We start from the raw sequence: 15,578 nt of genomic DNA, 5'->3' as shown, positions 1-15,578 counted from the left end.
TGCAGTCAGCTTTCTTGCGCAGGGGTCTCCGCCGCCAGGAAGGCGAGCAGAGCTTCAATGGTTTCGTCGGCGACGATCTCATGCGTCACGTCGCGCGACAGGATGTGGACGTTCGCCTCGGAATAGACGGGGTCGCGCTCTGCCATCAGGCGGCGCATCGTGCCCTCGGGATCGGGGTTCTGCAGCAGCGGCCGGTTGGCCCGCTTGCGCACCCGCGCCATCAGCACGTCGAGCTCGGCGCGCAGCCAGATCGAAACCGCGCCCTCGAGGATCGCAGCGCGGGTCTCGTCGTTCATGAAGGCGCCGCCGCCGGTGGCGAGCACCTTCGGATTGCCGTCGAGCAGGCGACGGATCACCCGCCGCTCGCCGTCGCGAAAATAGGCCTCGCCATGCTGGGCGAAGATTTCGGGAATGGTCGCGTCGGCCGCCTTCTCGATCTCGGCGTCGGCGTCGACGAAGGGCAGGTGCAGCTTGGCGGCGATGCGCTTGCCGACCGAGGTCTTGCCGGCGCCCATCAGGCCGACCAGAACGATGGCGCGCGGGCCCAGAAGGCGGACCAGCGTCGCCTCCGGCGCGGTGCTCTCATGTTCTGGAACGATGCTCTCGATCATGGTTCCGCAGCTCCTCGTCCAGCCTCTGCCGAGGTAGAACCGGACCCGGGCGACGCTGTCAAGCATTCCGGCCGCCGGCAATGGGGAGAGAGGCCGAAGAGGCGCCGGAATCGACCGGGACGACGTGACGGAAGGCCAATTCGGCGCGGCTGCGGCCGTCGCCCGCCCTTGCCAGACCCACCCCGCCATGACCATAACCTCTTAACGTCGTCCCGAGGTCCGTGGCCGGTTCATGCCGACACTGTCGCGCTTCATCATCGCCTGCATCCTGCTTGCGCTCGCCGGCTACGCTGCCGTGTTCGCGCTCGCAACCTTCGTGCAGCCGACGCCGCGCGAGATCACCGTGCGGGTCCCGACCGACAGGCTGCTGCAGGAACAATGATGACGGCGAAGTCGAAAGGCGGGCGTTCGCTCGCCGGAATGCACCATCTCGAGGCCTTCCTGGAGATGATGAGCGCCGAGCGCGGCGCCTCGCCGCATACGCTCAGCTCCTATCGCCGCGATCTCGAGGATTATGCCGATTTCCTCGTCGGCCACGGGCTCGACTTCGAGCGCGCGGCGCTCGCCGACGTGCGCGCCTATCTGGTCGATCTCGAGGTGCGTGGCTTCGCCGCCTCTTCCGCCGCGCGCCGGCTCTCGGCGCTGCGCCAGTTGCACCGCTTCCTGTTCGCCGAGGGCGTGCGCGGCGACGACCCGTCCGGCATCGTCGAGGGACCGAAGCGCAAGGTTCCGATCCCGAAGGTGCTGTCGGAGGCCGAGGTCGACCGGCTGCTGGAAACGGCGGAAGGCGCCGTGTCGCTGGCGAAGACGCCGGCCGCGCAGCTGCGCGCCGCCCGCCTCGCCGCGCTGCTGGAGACGCTCTATGCCTCGGGCATGCGCGTCTCCGAGCTGGTGGCGCTGCCCGCCTCGGCGGCGCGCGCCGACCTCAGGGCGCTGATGGTGCGCGGCAAGGGCAACAAGGAGCGCATGGTGCCGCTGACGGCGCGCGCCCGGGAGGCGATCTCCCGCTACGTGGCGCTGCGCGCCGAGCACGAGGGCAAGGCGCCGAGCGGCCAGTGGCTGTTTCCTTCCTTCGGCGAAAGCGGCACGCTGACCCGCCAGGCCTTCGCCCGCGACCTGAAGGAGCTCGCCGCCGCCGCCGGCATCGCCTCGGCCCGCGTGTCGCCGCATGTCCTGCGCCACGCCTTCGCCAGCCACCTGCTGCAGAACGGCGCCGATTTGCGCATCGTCCAGCAATTATTGGGGCATGCGGATATTTCAACCACGCAGATCTATACCCATGTGCTGGAGGAGCGGCTTCGGGCGCTCGTCGCCGAGCATCACCCGCTGGCGAAGTCGTAACTTCCTCGTGCGCCGCGCGCGTCAGCTTGACACCGCCGGGGCTAACGGCCAGTGTGCGGCCACTTTCAGGGAGGTCTGTCCGGCCGCCCGCATATAGCCATGTTTGTACGGCTTGAAGGTCTGGATGCGAACCTTTCTTGAATTCGAAAAACCCGTCGCCGATCTCCAGGGCAAGGTGCAGGAACTCCGCGCCATGGCCGAGAAGGGCGATGCCGTCGCTGTCGGCGACGAGATCTCGCGGCTTGAGGCGAAGGCCGGCCAGGCCCTCGCCGAGATCTACGCGAAGCTGACGCCCTGGCAGAAGACCCAGGTGGCGCGCCATCCCGACCGGCCGCATTTCGTCGAATACGCCAAGCGGCTGATCACCGACTTCACGCCGCTCGCCGGCGATCGCAAGTTCGCCGAGGACCAGGCGATCATCGCGGGCTTCGGCCGCTTCCGCGGCCGCCCGGTCGCCGTCATGGGCCAGGAAAAGGGCCATGACACCGAGACGCGGCTGCGCCACAATTTCGGCATGGCCCGGCCCGAGGGCTATCGCAAGGCCGTGCGCATCATGGAACTGGCCGAGCGCTTCTCGCTGCCGGTGATCGCGCTGGTCGACACCGCCGGCGCCTATCCCGGCATCGACGCCGAGGAACGCGGTCAGGCCGAGGCGATCGCGCGCTCGACCGAGGCGGCGCTCGGCCTCGGCACGCCGAACGTCTCCCTGATCATCGGCGAAGGCGGCTCCGGCGGCGCGATCGCGATCGCCACCGCGAATCGCGTGCTGATGATGGAGCACTCGATCTACAGCGTGATCTCGCCGGAAGGCGCCGCCTCGATCCTCTGGCGCGACGGCAGCCGCGCTCAGGACGCGGCAACCAACATGAAGATCACCGCGCAGGACCTGTTCCGCTTCGGCGTCATCGACGAGGTCGTCGCCGAGCCGATGGGCGGCGCGCATCGCGATCCCGAAGCGGCGATCGACGCCGCCGGCAACGCGATCGAGCACGCGCTGGCCTCGTTCGAGGGCCAGTCGGAAGCGGACATCAAGCGCCAGCGTCGCGAGAAGTTCCTTGCGATCGGCCGGTCGCTTTGACACGATTCTGCCCGTCTTCACGTCTAACGAGTAGCTGATTCGGTCCGCGCGTCCCCTTCGGGAAGGATCCTGGGGAAGGCGCGCGGTCGTGCAGAGACGGGACGGGGTCGCATCGCCTGAGGGCAGCGGAGCCCCGCAGGGGTGTTCATGCCAGGTTCCGCGTTTTTCTCCCGCCTTCGCAAGGCCGCGCTGCTCATCGCGGTGGGCCTGGCGCTTGCCGCCTGCCAGGACGGCACTCCCAAGCATCTGAAGCCGCTCCCCGCCAAGCTGAAGGCGAAGATGGAGCAGCTGAACATGGACCCGAAGGCGCCGGTCTATATCCGCTCCTTCAAGGAAACGTCCGAGTTCGAGGTCTGGAAGCAGCGCCGCGACGGCACCTATGGCCTGTTGAAGACCTACGAAATCTGCAAATGGTCCGGCAAGCTCGGCCCGAAGGTCAAGGAGGGCGACCGCCAGGCGCCGGAAGGGTTCTACACGGTCAAGCCCGGCCAGATGAACCCGAACTCCAAATACTACCTGTCGTTCAACATCGGCTTCCCGAACGCCTATGACGACGCCTGGGGCCGCACCGGCAACAGCCTGATGGTGCATGGCGCCTGCTCGTCGGCCGGCTGCTACTCGATGACGGACGAATCCGCCGGCGAGATCTACTGGCTCGCCCGCGACGCCTTCATCGGCGGCCAGCGCGCCTTCGAGGTCCACCTCTATCCGTTCCGCATGACGGCCGAGAACATGGCCCGCCATCGCAACGACCCGAACATGCCGTTCTGGCGGATGCTGAAGGAAGGCAACGACCATTTCGAGGTGACGCGCAAGCCGCCCGTCGTCGGCGTATGCGACAAGCGCTACGTGTTCGACGTCGATACCGGTGGCGCTGCCTTGAACGCCTCGGCCGCCTGCCCCGCCAGCATGCGCGTGCCGGAATGGCTCGACGCCGCGGTGAAGCAGAAGCAGGCGAAGGACCAGCAGATCTTCCTCGCAACCGCCGCCAAGCTCGACGGCCAGGATCAGGTCGCCGCCTCGAAGGCCGCGGCCGACGTCGCCGCCCGCCAGGCTTCCGCCGACGCCGAGGCAGTCGCCTCGGCTCCGGCTGCCTACACCCCGGTCGCCGACCCGGCTGCCACGGCCGCCAATGCAGCCTCGATGGCGATCGACGGCGTCCCGGCGCCCGAAATGCCGCTGCCGGTGCCCTCCCCGATCCGGATGACGGCCGACCCGGCCGCCGATGCCTATGGCCCGGCCCCGGTCGAGAAGAAGCCGAGCTTCTGGGACAAGTTCAAGAAGCGCCAGCCGTCGTAAGCCCATCAATCCACCCCTCTCCCACGCGGGAGAGGGAGCGCGCTCGAGCGTGTGGCGGCGAAGCTCCACATCGATGACGACCGCCGTCGAAAAGCCCTCGCCTGCCTGCGGGAAAGGGTTGGGTGAGGGACTTCCTGGCCGACCCACCGACACGTTCGGCGCCTTTTGGATCCACCCTCGCCGCCTCCCCCACCCTCGCCGTCATTCCTGCGAAAGCAGGAATCCATGCCGCCGAGGCGTTGGGCGTTTCGCCTTCCCGGCCTCGCGGCTGGATGGGTCCCGGGTCTTCGCCCGGGATGACGGCGGAGCGTGGGACGGGGCCGGCGCAAAAAGACGGCGGCCGGCCAACAACCTCAGCCGCCCTGCGGCCAGCGAACGGCGGGCCAGCAACCGGCGGGCCTACAGCGGCGGCTACTAGCCGGCGAAGGTGGACAACGGAAGGCTAGTCCGGCGCCTTGGCCTGGATGGCGAGGGCGTGGACGCCGGCGGCGAGCTCGTCGGCGAGGATGGCGTTGATGGTCCGGTGGATATCGACGCGGCTCTTGCCGCGGAACGCCTCAGCCGTGATCCTCACGCGAAAATGCGTTTCGCCTTCCTCGCGGTGCCCGGCATGACCCTTGTGCAAATGCGACTCGTCGATCACATCTAGGCTCTGCGGCGACAGGGCGCTTGCCAGCGCCGACATAATCCGCTCTTTCGTGTTCATTGAGAAACCTCCGTCACTCCGGCGAAACATCGCCTTGTCCGTCGACGGGGTGGCTACCATAATCGCATGATGAAGCTCGATTCAAAATTGTTCGACGGGATCCGGATCAAACCGGCGTCCGGAAAGACGGCTGCAAGACCGGCCGCGCAGCGCTGCGCCTGGGCGGGCTGCGAAGCCGAAGGCACGCACAAGGCGCCGAAGGGGCGGAACCGCGAAGGCCAGTTCCACCATTTCTGCATCGACCACGTGCGCCTCTACAACAAGAGCTACAACTACTTCTCCGGCATGGGCGACGACGACATCGCCGCCTACCAGAAGGATTCGCTGACCGGCCATCGCCCGACCTGGACGATGGGCGTCAACAGCGCCGGCGAGCAGCGCGAGCGCGTCCGCAGCCATGCCACCCGCGACTGGAGCGGCGGCGTGCAGGACCCGTTCGACATGTTCGACGGCACCGCCGGCCGCGCCCGCGAGCCGGAGAAGCCGAAGCGCCACATCAAGACGCTGGAGCGCAAGTCCTTCGATACGCTGGAGCTGAACGGCACCGAGACCAGCGTCGAGATCAAGTCGCGCTACAAGTCGCTGGTGAAGATCTACCACCCCGACGCCAATGGCGGCGACCGCAGCTACGAGGACAAGCTGGCGGAAATCATTCAGGCATATAACTTTCTCAAGGCGGCCGGCTTCTGCTAGAAGAAGCGCACCCACCGCCCGCGCCCGCGGGAGACTTTGAGTTTGGCCCTCCCGCCTTGAACCCGACCGCAAGCGTCCGCTGGATGCGACGGAGCAGACATGACTGAGACGACGACTGATCGCACCGCCCTGCCCGATACGACGATTTCCGTCCGGGACGTCTTCGGCATCGATTCCGACATGCAGGTGCCCGCCTATTCCGAGCCGAACGAGCACGTGCCGGACGCCGATCCGGACTACCTGTTCGACCGCACCACCACGCTCGCCATCCTGGCCGGCTTCGCCCGCAACCGCCGCGTCATGGTCACCGGCTATCACGGCACCGGCAAGTCGACCCATATCGAGCAGGTGGCGGCGCGCCTCAACTGGCCGGCGGTCCGCGTCAATCTCGACAGCCACATCAGCCGTATCGACCTGATCGGCAAGGACGCCATCGTCATCAAGGACGGCCTGCAGGTCACGGAATTCCGCGACGGCATCCTGCCCTGGGCCTACCAGCACAACATCGCGCTCGTCTTCGACGAATATGACGCCGGCCGCCCGGACGTGATGTTCGTGATCCAGCGCGTGCTCGAATCCTCCGGCCGCCTGACGCTGCTCGACCAGAACCGCGTCATCCGCCCGCACCCCGCCTTCCGCCTGTTCGCCACCGCCAACACGGTCGGCCTCGGCGATACGTCCGGCCTCTATCACGGCACGCAGCAGATCAACCAGGCGCAGATGGACCGCTGGTCCATCGTCACCACGCTGAACTACCTGCCGCACGACAACGAGGTCGGCATCGTCGTCTCGAAGGCGAAGCACTTCGCCGATCCGAAGGGCCGCGCCATCGTCGGCCGCATGGTCCGCCTCGCCGACATGACCCGCTCGGCCTTCATCAACGGCGACCTGTCGACCGTCATGAGCCCGCGCACGGTCATCACCTGGGCCGAGAACGCCGAAATCTTCGGCGACATCGGCTTCGCGTTCCGCGTCACCTTCCTGAACAAGTGCGATGAGCTCGAGCGTTCGCTGGTGGCGGAATTCTACCAGCGCGCCTTTGGCGAAGAGCTGGTCGAGTCGGCCGCGAACGTGGTTCTGAGCTGAGGCGAGCCCCTGGCCCGCGCCGACGGCGCGGGTGAAGGACAGGCGGGGCTCGCACATTCGTGCCGGCCCCCTCGCCCGTTCGGTCCATAGCCCTCGGCCCGGATCTGCGCGTAAGATCAGCGCGGTCCGGCGCCGCTACCGGCACCCGAGACCCCCACTCCCCTCCCTCGCGAAAGGCGGGCGAGGGAGAAGGAAGCGAAGATGAGCGGCAGCAACAGCGACCCGAGACAGAAGCCCGGCGAGGCGGCGACCGAGCCGTTCAAGCGCGCGGTCGCCGGCTGCGTGCGCGCCATTTCCGGCAAGCCGGAGCTGGAAGTCTCGTTCTCCAACGACCGGCCGATCCTGACGGGCCTGCGCGCCCGCCTGCCGGAGCCGGCCCGCAAGCCCACCGCCGCCGAGATCGCCGTCACGCGCGGCCTCGGCGATTCCATGGCGCTGCGGCTCGCCTGCCATGACGAGGCGATCCACCGCGCCGTGGCGCCCGAGGGCAAGAACGCCCGCGCCATCTTCGACGCGGTCGAGCAGGCGCGCGTCGAGGCGATCGGCGCGCGGCGGATGGAGGGCGTCGCCGGCAACCTCGCCGCCATGCTCGAGGACCGCTATCACCGCGGCAATTTCCACGAGATCACCGAGCAGTCGGAAGCGCCGCTGGAAGACGCGGTCTCCCTGCTCGTGCGCGAGAAGCTGACCGGGCAGAAGCCGCCCCATTCGGCCGAGAAGATCGTCGACCTCTGGCGCGACTGGATCGAGGAGAAGGCCGGCGCCAATCTCGACCGCCTCTCCACCGCGCTCGGCGACCAGAAGCAGTTCGCCTCCGCCGTGCGCTCGCTGCTCGCCTCGCTCGACATGGCCGAGGAACTCGGCAAGGGCGAGAACGACGACAACGAGGACCAGGGCGACGACGCCTCCGAGGATTCGGGCTCCGAGAAGGACGACGCGTCCGACCAGGCCGATCAGGCCGACAGCGACGCCGCCGAAGAAGCCGAGACGACGGGCGACGAGGCCGAGGCCGGCGAGACCGAGACGACCGAAGCCGGCGCCGAGGACGATTCCGACGGCGAGGACGTCGAGGACGCGCGCGACGCGGGCGAGGCGAAGCGGCAGGACAGCCCCTTCTCCAACGCCTGGCCGACCGTCGACTACAAGGCTTTCACCACCCGCTTCGACGAGACGATCAAGGCCGAGGATCTCTGCGATCCGGCCGAGCTCGACCGGCTGCGCGGCTTCCTCGACAAGCAACTCGCCAACCTGCAGGGCGCGGTCGGCCGCCTGGCGAACCGCCTGCAGCGCCGGCTGATGGCGCAGCAGAACCGCTCCTGGGATTTTGATCGCGAGGAGGGAATGCTGGATCCGGCGCGGCTGCACCGCGTCGTCACCGACCCCATGCAGCCGCTCTCGTTCAAGATCGAGAAGGACACGAACTTCCGCGACACGGTGGTGACGCTGCTGCTCGACAATTCCGGCTCGATGCGCGGACGGCCGATCACGGTCGCCGCCACCTGCGCCGACATCCTGGCGCGGACGCTGGAGCGCTGCGGCGTCAAGGTCGAGATCCTCGGCTTCACGACGCGCGCCTGGAAGGGCGGCCAGTCGCGCGAGGCGTGGCTGCAGGCTGGCAAGCCCGCGGCGCCGGGCCGCCTCAACGATCTCCGCCACATCATCTACAAGGCGGCCGACGCCCCATGGCGGCGCGCGCGGCGCAATCTCGGCCTGATGATGCGCGAAGGCCTGCTCAAGGAGAACATCGACGGCGAGGCGCTCGACTGGGCGCATCAGCGCCTGCTGGCGCGGCCGGAGCAGCGCAAGATCCTGATGATGATCTCGGACGGCGCGCCGGTCGACGATTCGACCCTGTCGGTCAACACCGGCAACTATCTCGAACGCCACCTGCGCTTCGTCATCGACGAGATCGAGAACCGTTCGCCGGTCGAGCTGATCGCCATCGGCATCGGCCATGACGTGACGCGCTACTACCGCCGCGCCGTCACCATCGTCGACGCCGAGGAACTGGCCGGCGCGATGACCGAGAAGCTGGCCGAGCTCTTCGACGAGCACCAGACGCCGGTGCGCCGCGCCGCGCCGAGACGGCGGACCGGAACGCGATGAAGAAGGCGCTGGCGGCCGTCTGTGCGATGATCCTGGCCGGATCGGCCGGCATCGCACTGGCCGCCGGCTTCGCGCCGGAGCCGGTCCGCACGGCGCGGATCGACTATTTCCTGATCGGCCGCAGCCAGACCCGCTTCGGCGAGTTCGAATTCGCCGGCGGGCTGACGCTGAACTCGACCAACCGCGCCTTCGGCGGCCTCTCCGGCATCGATTTCAGGCCCGACGGCAAGAGCTTCGTGGCGATCTCCGACAATGGCTACTGGTTCCGCGGCACGCTGGAGCGCGAGGAAGGCCGGCTGGTCGGCATCCGCGACGCCGAATGGGCGCCGATGCTGAACGGCAAGGGCAACCCGCTCGGCGCCAAGCGCAACGCCGACGCGGAAGGCTTGCGGCTGACGACGATCGACGGCCGGGAAGCGGCCTATGTCTCGTTCGAGCAGACCAACGAACTGCGGCTCTACCGCGCCAATCCGGACCTGTCTCTGGCGAGGCCCGAGCCGGTGAAGCTGCCACGCTCGGCAACCGGGCTGGTCAAGAATCGCGGCCTCGAGACGGTGGCGCTGGCGCCCGCAGAGGGACCGCTGGCGGGTTCGCCCGTGCTGGTCTCGGAGCGCTCGCTCGACAGGAAGGGCAATCATCGCTCCTGGATCGTGCGCGGCCCGCTCGCCGGCGCCTTCAGCGTCGTCCGCAGCGACGATTTCGACGTCACCGACGGCGCCTTCCTGCCGAATGGCGACCTGCTGCTGCTGGAGCGGCGGGTCATCATGCCCTTCGGCGTCGGCATGCGGCTGCGCCGCATCCCCGGCGACAGCATCCGCCCCGGCGCGCTCGTCGACGGCCCGGTGGTGATGCAGGCCGACATGCTGAACCAGATCGACAACATGGAAGGCCTCGCCGTCACCACCGACGAAGAGGGCCGCGCCCGCATCACGCTGGTGTCGGACGACAATCTCAGCATCCTGCAGCGGACGCTGATCCTCGAATTCATCTGGCAGGGCCCGGGCAGCTCGGCGGGCACCGCGGTCAACTGACCCGTTTTTCCCGGCGACCAACGGCGTCCGGTTTCCGGCCGGCGCGGCATCGGCTATGCTGCGATTCCGGCGCGGCCCGCGCCTCCCCCCTCCATCGGGACAGCATCTTTCATGCAGGGCGCCTGAGATCCCCGTCGAACCGACTGTTCGAGCGCGCGCATAAGGAGGGGTTGCGATTCCGGCTCGCATCAGGAGGTTTGCGCCATGCGATTTTCCGCGCCCATCCACCAGCTGAAGCGAAACGCCAGGCTGCTCTCCCGCCGGGAGGGCATTCCGCTGCACGCGGCGCTCGACCGGATTGCCGCCGGCGAGGGCTTCGACGCCTGGAGCCTGCTCGCGGCAAGGGCCGCCGCGCGCTCGCCGGCGGCGAGGCTGTTCGCCCGGCTCGTGCCCGGCGACCTCGTCCTGGTCGGCGCCCGCCCGCGCCAGGGCAAAACGCTGATGAGCCTCGCGCTCGCCGCCGAGGCGGTGAAGGCGGGCCATCCCGGCCGGCTCTTCACACTGGAATATACCGGCGCCGAGATCGCCGACCGGCTGCGGGCGATCGGCGCCGAGGCGATGCTCGCCGATGGTCGCTTCGCCTTCGACGCCTCCGACGCCATCCATGCCGGCTACATCATGGCGGAGCTCTCCGCCGCGCCGCGCGGCACGCTCGCCGTCATCGACTATCTGCAACTGCTCGACCAGCGGCGCGACAATCCCGACCTGATGACGCAGGTCCGGGCGCTGCGGTCGTTTGCCCGCGAGCGCGGGCTGATCCTGGTCTTCATCGCCCAGATCGACCGCGCCTACGATCCGGCGGAGAAGCCGTTTCCGGACCTCGATGACGTCCGCCTGCCCAATCCGCTCGATCTCGCGCTGTTCGACAAGACCTGCTTCCTGAACCAGGGCGAAATCCGCTTCCAGGCCGCGAACTGAGCCCAAAAAAGAAAAGCCCCGCGAATTGCGGGGCTCTTCATTTCTCGAAAGGGAGGCGACAGCTCAGGCCGGGCTGCGCTGCGGCTCGGGGAAGGCGAGCACGAAGCGCATCAGCGCGCGATAGGGCGCGAGCAGCAGCAACGCCGCGCAGAGCTTCACCGTCAGGTCGCCCAGCGCCCAAGACATCCAGCGCGCCCCAGCGATCGACAGCACGCCGAGCAGCGGCGCCGATTCGAGCGCGAAGGCGTCGTTGGGGCCGAGGAAAGCCGCAAGCGGGGCAAAGGCGAGCGTGAAGAAGATCGCGGTGTCGATCACCGAGCCGACGACCGAGGCCGCCAGCGGCGCCCGCCACCAGGCCTGCCGACGCAGCCGCGCGAACAGGCTGATGTCGAGCAGCTGGCCCACCAGATAGGCCGTGCCCGAGGCGATCGCGAGACGCGGCGTCGCCAGCTTGAACGAGACGATGACGGCGCAGACGAAGCCGACCAGCACCACCAGCCGCGCGACGCGCGGGCCGTAGCGGCGATTGGTCAGGTCGCTGACGAAGAAGGCGAACGGATAGGTGAACGCCCCCCAGGTCAGGAGATCCGCGAGCTGGAGTCGGCCCACCGTCGCCTCGACCGGGTACTGGACGAGGATATTCGACAGAACGACAACGGCCGCCATGAAGGCGGCCGCTAGGATGTGACCCGGCTTGATCATCAAAGCCTCAGGCGGCGGCAGCGCCGTCGAGTTCGAGCTTCTTGGCGATGGCACGCTTCAGCGTCAGGGCGCGATCGGACAGCTCCGAAGCGCTGGCCTTGGCGAGGAAGGCGTCGAGACCGCCACGGTGCTCGACCGAGCGCAGGCCGTGAGCCGAAACGCGCAGCTTGAAGCTGCGGCCGAGCGCGTCGCTGATCAGCGTCACGTTGACGAGGTTCGGCAGATAGCGGCGACGGGCCTTGTTGTTGGCATGGCTGACGGTGTTGCCGGTCATAACGGCCTTGCCGGTCAACTCGCAGACACGGGACATAACAAAAATCCTTCTATTCCGCCGCAACGCGCCGGTCTCGGCCTCGATCGCAGCAGGGGTATCGGAAAGTGGGCCTTCTCATAGTGGCCGAAGCTTCGCCCGTCAAGCATTCAGCGCGGGATGACTAGTGACGAAGGCGGGGCAAATCACCTAGAATCGCACGATGTGATTTGGGGGCATCATCACGACCACGAAGCTGGAGCCGATCCCGGGACGGGAATCGGCCTTGGCCGCTCCTTCGACGGAACCCTTTTCATGCGACCGCTCCGCATCCTCCGCGCCCTTGTCCTGCCGGCCCTCCTCGCCGCCGCGCCCACGACTTCGGTCGCGCCGATCGCCCAGGCCGCGCCTGCCGGCCCGCAATCCGGCAAGGTCGACGCCAGCTATACCATCCTGCTCGGCGGCATCACCATCGGCCGTTTCGCCCTCGACACGGTTTTCGACGGCAAGGGCTACACCATCACGGTGCGCGGCACGACCAGCGGCGTCACCCGCTTCGTCTCCGACGGCAAGGGCTTCCTGAAGAGCAGCGGCAGCATCGTCGGCTCGCGCGTCCTGCCGGCCGCCTACCTGCTCGACACCAGCGAGAGCGGCCAGCGCAACAGCAGCGTCTCGATGCAGATGAACGCCGGCAACATCGTCCAGGTCGCCGCCCTGCCGCCGCTCGCCAAGAAGGCCGACCGCGTGCCGCTCTTGCCACAGCACAAGCGCAACATCTTCGATCCCCTGAGCGCGATGATCGTGCCGCTGCCCAAGGGCAACATGACGGCCGCCTGCAACCGCACGGTTCCCGTCTTCGACGGCTGGCAGCGCTTCGACGTCAAGCTCTATTACAAGGGCACGGCCGAGGTCGACGGCCTGAACGGCTCCTACAAGGGCTCGGTCGTCGTCTGCGGCGCGCGCTACGTCCCCGTCGCCGGCCATCGGCCGACGCGCGAGGCGATCGAATACATGGAAAACAACAAGGCGCTCGAGGTCTGGCTGGCGCCGGTCGAGGCGCTCGGCGTGATGATGCCCTACCGGATGCAGATCGGCACCGAGGTCGGCATGCTGACGATCCACGCCTCCCGCTTCGTCGGCGAAGCCGAGACCCAGCGCGCCTCGGCGGAGTGAGGGGATTGGGCCAAGTCCTGCCCAGCGCTCTTAAAGCCGGAGATAAGTAAGCCGAACGACTAATAGATCGTTATGCTTTCATCCATATGACGGATGGCTTAAGCCATTTGTCACGCCTGTTGTCGAATGGTTCGTTGCATTCCATTCGACAATAGCGAACAGCCAATGCTGCGTAGAGCCTACTATCAGAAATCCATCCGCGAGTTTCTGACCGATTCTAGCGAATCAATCTTAGGCACCCTCACCAAGGCGCATCATTTCAGCCTAGAGATCCAGCAAACGAACGCCTGGGTCTGCCAGATCAGCCAGCTGAAGCAGCAGTTGGGGATGCTGACGCTCAGCGACGGCGACGTATTCTTCGAATTTGCGATCCCACGAATGGGAAAAAGAGTAGACGCGATCGTTCACAGTGCGAACGTCATTTTTCTCATCGAGTACAAGGTCGGCGCTCGAACTCAAGATCGCGCCGCCATGGATCAGGTGCTCGACTACGCTCTGGATTTGAAAAACTTCCACGAGCATAGCCACGACAAACCGATTGTCCCGATTGTCGTGGCAACTGCCGCAAGCCCGGTCGTCAACACCGTTGTCTGGTTCGACGATTCGGTAGCTCGCCCGCTTCTCTCCAACGGCAGCGATTTGGCGTCTCTGATTGAAAGCGTGACGGGCGATCCGCGATCTAGACCCCACGCTATTCAGGGCTTCGGCGAAATGCCGCAAGCACCGATGGCCAACTGGGCCGAAGGTGGATACCACCCAACTCCGACGATTGTTGAAGCCGCTCAGGCGCTCTACCAGGGTCACAAAGTCGAGGAAATTTCCCGCGCCGACGCAGGCACGAAGAATCTGACACTGACCGCATCCGCATTGCAGGCGGTTGTCCAAGAGGCTCGCGCCAATTCCCGTAAAGCCATTTGCTTCGTAACCGGTGTCCCCGGAGCCGGAAAGACGCTGGCCGGACTGAACATTTCCACTCGCAACGACAGCGATTCGGAGGAACACGCGGTCTTCCTGTCTGGGAACGGACCATTGGTTACGGTCCTGCGCGAGGCGCTCGCGCGCGATGACGTCGCCCGCGCCAGCATGCGGGGCGACCGGATGGACAAGAAATCGGCTTTCGAAAAGGTCAGTTCCTTTGTTCAGAACATTCATCACTTCAGAGACGAGGCACTGCGAAGCGACAAGCCACCCGTTGAGCACGTCGTCGTGTTTGATGAAGCCCAACGAGCCTGGGATCGCGAGCACGCTGAGAAATTCATGACTCAAAAACGAGGCATGCCCTCGTTTGACATGTCAGAGCCAGAGTTCTTGATCAGCGTCATGGATCGCCGGACCGACTGGGCGACGATCATATGCCTGATTGGCGGCGGCCAAGAGATTAACACTGGCGAAGCTGGCTTGGTGGAATGGTTCAGCGCTCTTCAGAACCACTTCCCCGACTGGCATATCTATCATTCGGGCCACATAATCCACCCTAACTATAGCTGGGGCCAGGATCTCAATTCAAAACTGAGCAGACGCAACGCTACCGTTGTCGAGGACCTGCATTTGGCCGTTTCGGTGCGCTCCTATCGCGCCGAAAAGCTCTCCGAGTTCGTAGGTGCGGTCATAGAGGGCGACTCAACTCGCGCCTTTGCGTTGAAGGCAGAGCTAACTCATTACCCTCTCGCCATAACGCGCGACCTAGCTTCGGCCAGACGTTGGCTACGCCTTCAGGCCCGTGGCACAGAGCGAACAGGACTCGTTGCATCGTCAGGGGCCTTGCGCCTCAAGCCTGAAGGCTTGCACGTGAAGGCGAAGATTGACCCAGAAAACTGGTTTTTGAACGGCAACGACGACGTCCGCTCCTCCTACTACCTGGAAGACGTCGCGACCGAGTTCGACATTCAAGGATTGGAACTGGATTGGGTCGGCGTCTGCTGGGACGCTGACCTGCGCCAGAGCCCACAGGGATGGTCTCACTACAATTTCCGGGGCGCGGCTTGGCAGAGAATCAACGACGAGGTCCGTCGGACTTATCGCGCAAACGCCTATCGAGTGCTTCTGACACGAGCCCGCCAGGGGATGGTCATTTTTGTCCCCCAAGGAGAGCCCGAGGACAAAACGCGCGCGCCGGAATTCTACGACGAGACTTACGCTTTCCTCAGAGCGTGTGGCATAGAGGCGATCCCTTAGGATCGTTTAGGAGGCAGTCGGCGAGATACATTCGCCCTGTCCCGAATTGCGACATGGTTGCCGCCATCCGTTAACGCCGCGACGCCCCGAATCCGGTTGCGCGCGGAACGCCCCCTGTCGCCGGTCCGTTGCGCGCCCTGCCGATGGGGTCTGAACGGCAACCGCCCACCAGCGCTAGTCGGCACGAATCGGGAACCGCGATTCGCCAGCGATTCGTCCATGCTCCGTTCCGGATTCGATCGAATTCTTAAGCGGCATCGCGCGGAATGGTTTGAAATCATTCACCTTTCGCTAACCACGCCGGCATGGCGCCAAGGGTGAAAGCGTTAACGCCGAAAGGGCCGCTCCGGTCCGCGCGATGGCGGCTGCGGCACTATTTCGTGGCGCTTCCGGATGGCCGGCACATATA

The 15,578-nt window shown here is 66.3% G+C and carries 15 protein-coding genes; 11 read left to right on the top strand and 4 right to left on the bottom strand.

Features of this window, described 5'->3' with window-relative positions; genetic code table 11:
- Positions 1-5 precede the first annotated feature (5 nt).
- Entirely contained in the window at positions 6-611 is a 606-nt protein-coding gene (locus tag OSH07_RS20420; protein ID WP_266340531.1) for a shikimate kinase, read from the bottom strand.
- Between the two features lie 232 nt (positions 612-843).
- Between OSH07_RS20420 and OSH07_RS20415 the strand changes: the two genes are divergently transcribed.
- From OSH07_RS20415 to OSH07_RS20400, 4 genes are all read left to right on the top strand, one after another.
- The gene (locus OSH07_RS20415; RefSeq protein WP_266340530.1) at positions 844-993 is read left to right on the top strand and encodes a hypothetical protein; all 150 of its coding nucleotides are present in this window, start codon (positions 844-846) and stop codon (positions 991-993) included.
- The gene (gene xerD, locus OSH07_RS20410; RefSeq protein WP_266340529.1) at positions 993-1,952 is read left to right on the top strand and encodes a site-specific tyrosine recombinase XerD; all 960 of its coding nucleotides are present in this window, start codon (positions 993-995) and stop codon (positions 1,950-1,952) included. Before OSH07_RS20415 ends, xerD begins: the two co-directional genes overlap by 1 nt.
- Before the next feature lie 124 nt (positions 1,953-2,076).
- On the top strand, positions 2,077-3,030 hold the full coding sequence (locus tag OSH07_RS20405; RefSeq protein ID WP_266340528.1) for an acetyl-CoA carboxylase carboxyltransferase subunit alpha: 954 nt from the start codon (positions 2,077-2,079) through the stop codon (positions 3,028-3,030).
- A 147-nt stretch (positions 3,031-3,177) separates the two neighbouring features.
- Complete coding sequence (locus OSH07_RS20400; protein WP_266340527.1) at positions 3,178-4,329, top strand: L,D-transpeptidase family protein; 1,152 nt, start codon at positions 3,178-3,180, stop codon at positions 4,327-4,329.
- 442 nt (positions 4,330-4,771) lie between these two features.
- On the opposite strand, the gene OSH07_RS20395 is transcribed toward OSH07_RS20400, so the two are convergent.
- Positions 4,772-5,035, bottom strand: a complete 264-nt coding sequence (locus tag OSH07_RS20395) for a BolA family protein (RefSeq protein WP_266340526.1) — start codon at positions 5,033-5,035, stop codon at positions 4,772-4,774.
- A 69-nt stretch (positions 5,036-5,104) separates the two neighbouring features.
- Between OSH07_RS20395 and OSH07_RS20390 the strand changes: the two genes are divergently transcribed.
- The 5 genes from OSH07_RS20390 to OSH07_RS20370 all read left to right on the top strand — a co-directional run bounded on the left by OSH07_RS20390 (position 5,105) and on the right by OSH07_RS20370 (position 10,869).
- Positions 5,105-5,728: a J domain-containing protein gene (locus OSH07_RS20390; RefSeq protein WP_266340525.1), complete on the top strand. Its 624-nt coding sequence runs from the start codon at positions 5,105-5,107 to the stop codon at positions 5,726-5,728.
- A gap of 99 nt (positions 5,729-5,827) precedes the next feature.
- A complete protein-coding gene (gene cobS / locus OSH07_RS20385; protein ID WP_266340524.1) occupies positions 5,828-6,814 on the top strand; it encodes a cobaltochelatase subunit CobS in 987 nt (328 codons plus the stop codon).
- A 201-nt stretch (positions 6,815-7,015) separates the two neighbouring features.
- The gene (gene cobT, locus OSH07_RS20380) at positions 7,016-8,920 is read left to right on the top strand and encodes a cobaltochelatase subunit CobT (protein ID WP_266340523.1); all 1,905 of its coding nucleotides are present in this window, start codon (positions 7,016-7,018) and stop codon (positions 8,918-8,920) included.
- On the top strand, positions 8,917-9,951 hold the full coding sequence (locus tag OSH07_RS20375) for an esterase-like activity of phytase family protein (protein WP_266340522.1): 1,035 nt from the start codon (positions 8,917-8,919) through the stop codon (positions 9,949-9,951). The genes cobT and OSH07_RS20375 overlap by 4 nt, the downstream gene beginning before the upstream one ends.
- Before the next feature lie 204 nt (positions 9,952-10,155).
- Positions 10,156-10,869, top strand: coding sequence for a DNA helicase (locus OSH07_RS20370; RefSeq protein WP_266340521.1), 714 nt, complete (start codon positions 10,156-10,158; stop codon positions 10,867-10,869).
- A gap of 63 nt (positions 10,870-10,932) precedes the next feature.
- Here the strand turns inward: OSH07_RS20370 and OSH07_RS20365 are convergent, their stop codons facing one another.
- Together OSH07_RS20365 and rpmB are read right to left on the bottom strand one after the other, a co-directional pair.
- Positions 10,933-11,574, bottom strand: a complete 642-nt coding sequence (locus tag OSH07_RS20365; protein WP_420909660.1) for a queuosine precursor transporter — start codon at positions 11,572-11,574, stop codon at positions 10,933-10,935.
- A 4-nt stretch (positions 11,575-11,578) separates the two neighbouring features.
- Positions 11,579-11,881 carry a 50S ribosomal protein L28 gene (gene rpmB / locus OSH07_RS20360; RefSeq protein ID WP_266340519.1) on the bottom strand — a complete coding sequence of 101 codons (303 nt, stop codon included), beginning with the start codon at positions 11,879-11,881 and terminating at the stop codon, positions 11,579-11,581.
- Positions 11,882-12,136: 255 nt separating this feature from the next.
- Between rpmB and OSH07_RS20355 the strand changes: the two genes are divergently transcribed.
- Positions 12,137-12,994 carry a DUF3108 domain-containing protein gene (locus OSH07_RS20355; protein WP_266340518.1) on the top strand — a complete coding sequence of 286 codons (858 nt, stop codon included), beginning with the start codon at positions 12,137-12,139 and terminating at the stop codon, positions 12,992-12,994.
- A 165-nt stretch (positions 12,995-13,159) separates the two neighbouring features.
- The gene (locus OSH07_RS20350) at positions 13,160-15,169 is read left to right on the top strand and encodes a DUF2075 domain-containing protein (RefSeq protein ID WP_266340517.1); all 2,010 of its coding nucleotides are present in this window, start codon (positions 13,160-13,162) and stop codon (positions 15,167-15,169) included.
- The last annotated feature ends 409 nt before the right edge of the window (positions 15,170-15,578 follow it).

It is taken from the genome of Kaistia nematophila (assembly GCF_026343855.1).
GTDB classification, from domain to species: Bacteria; Pseudomonadota; Alphaproteobacteria; order Rhizobiales; family Kaistiaceae; genus Kaistia; species Kaistia nematophila.
This window is presented reverse-complemented; position numbering and strand designations above follow the sequence as displayed.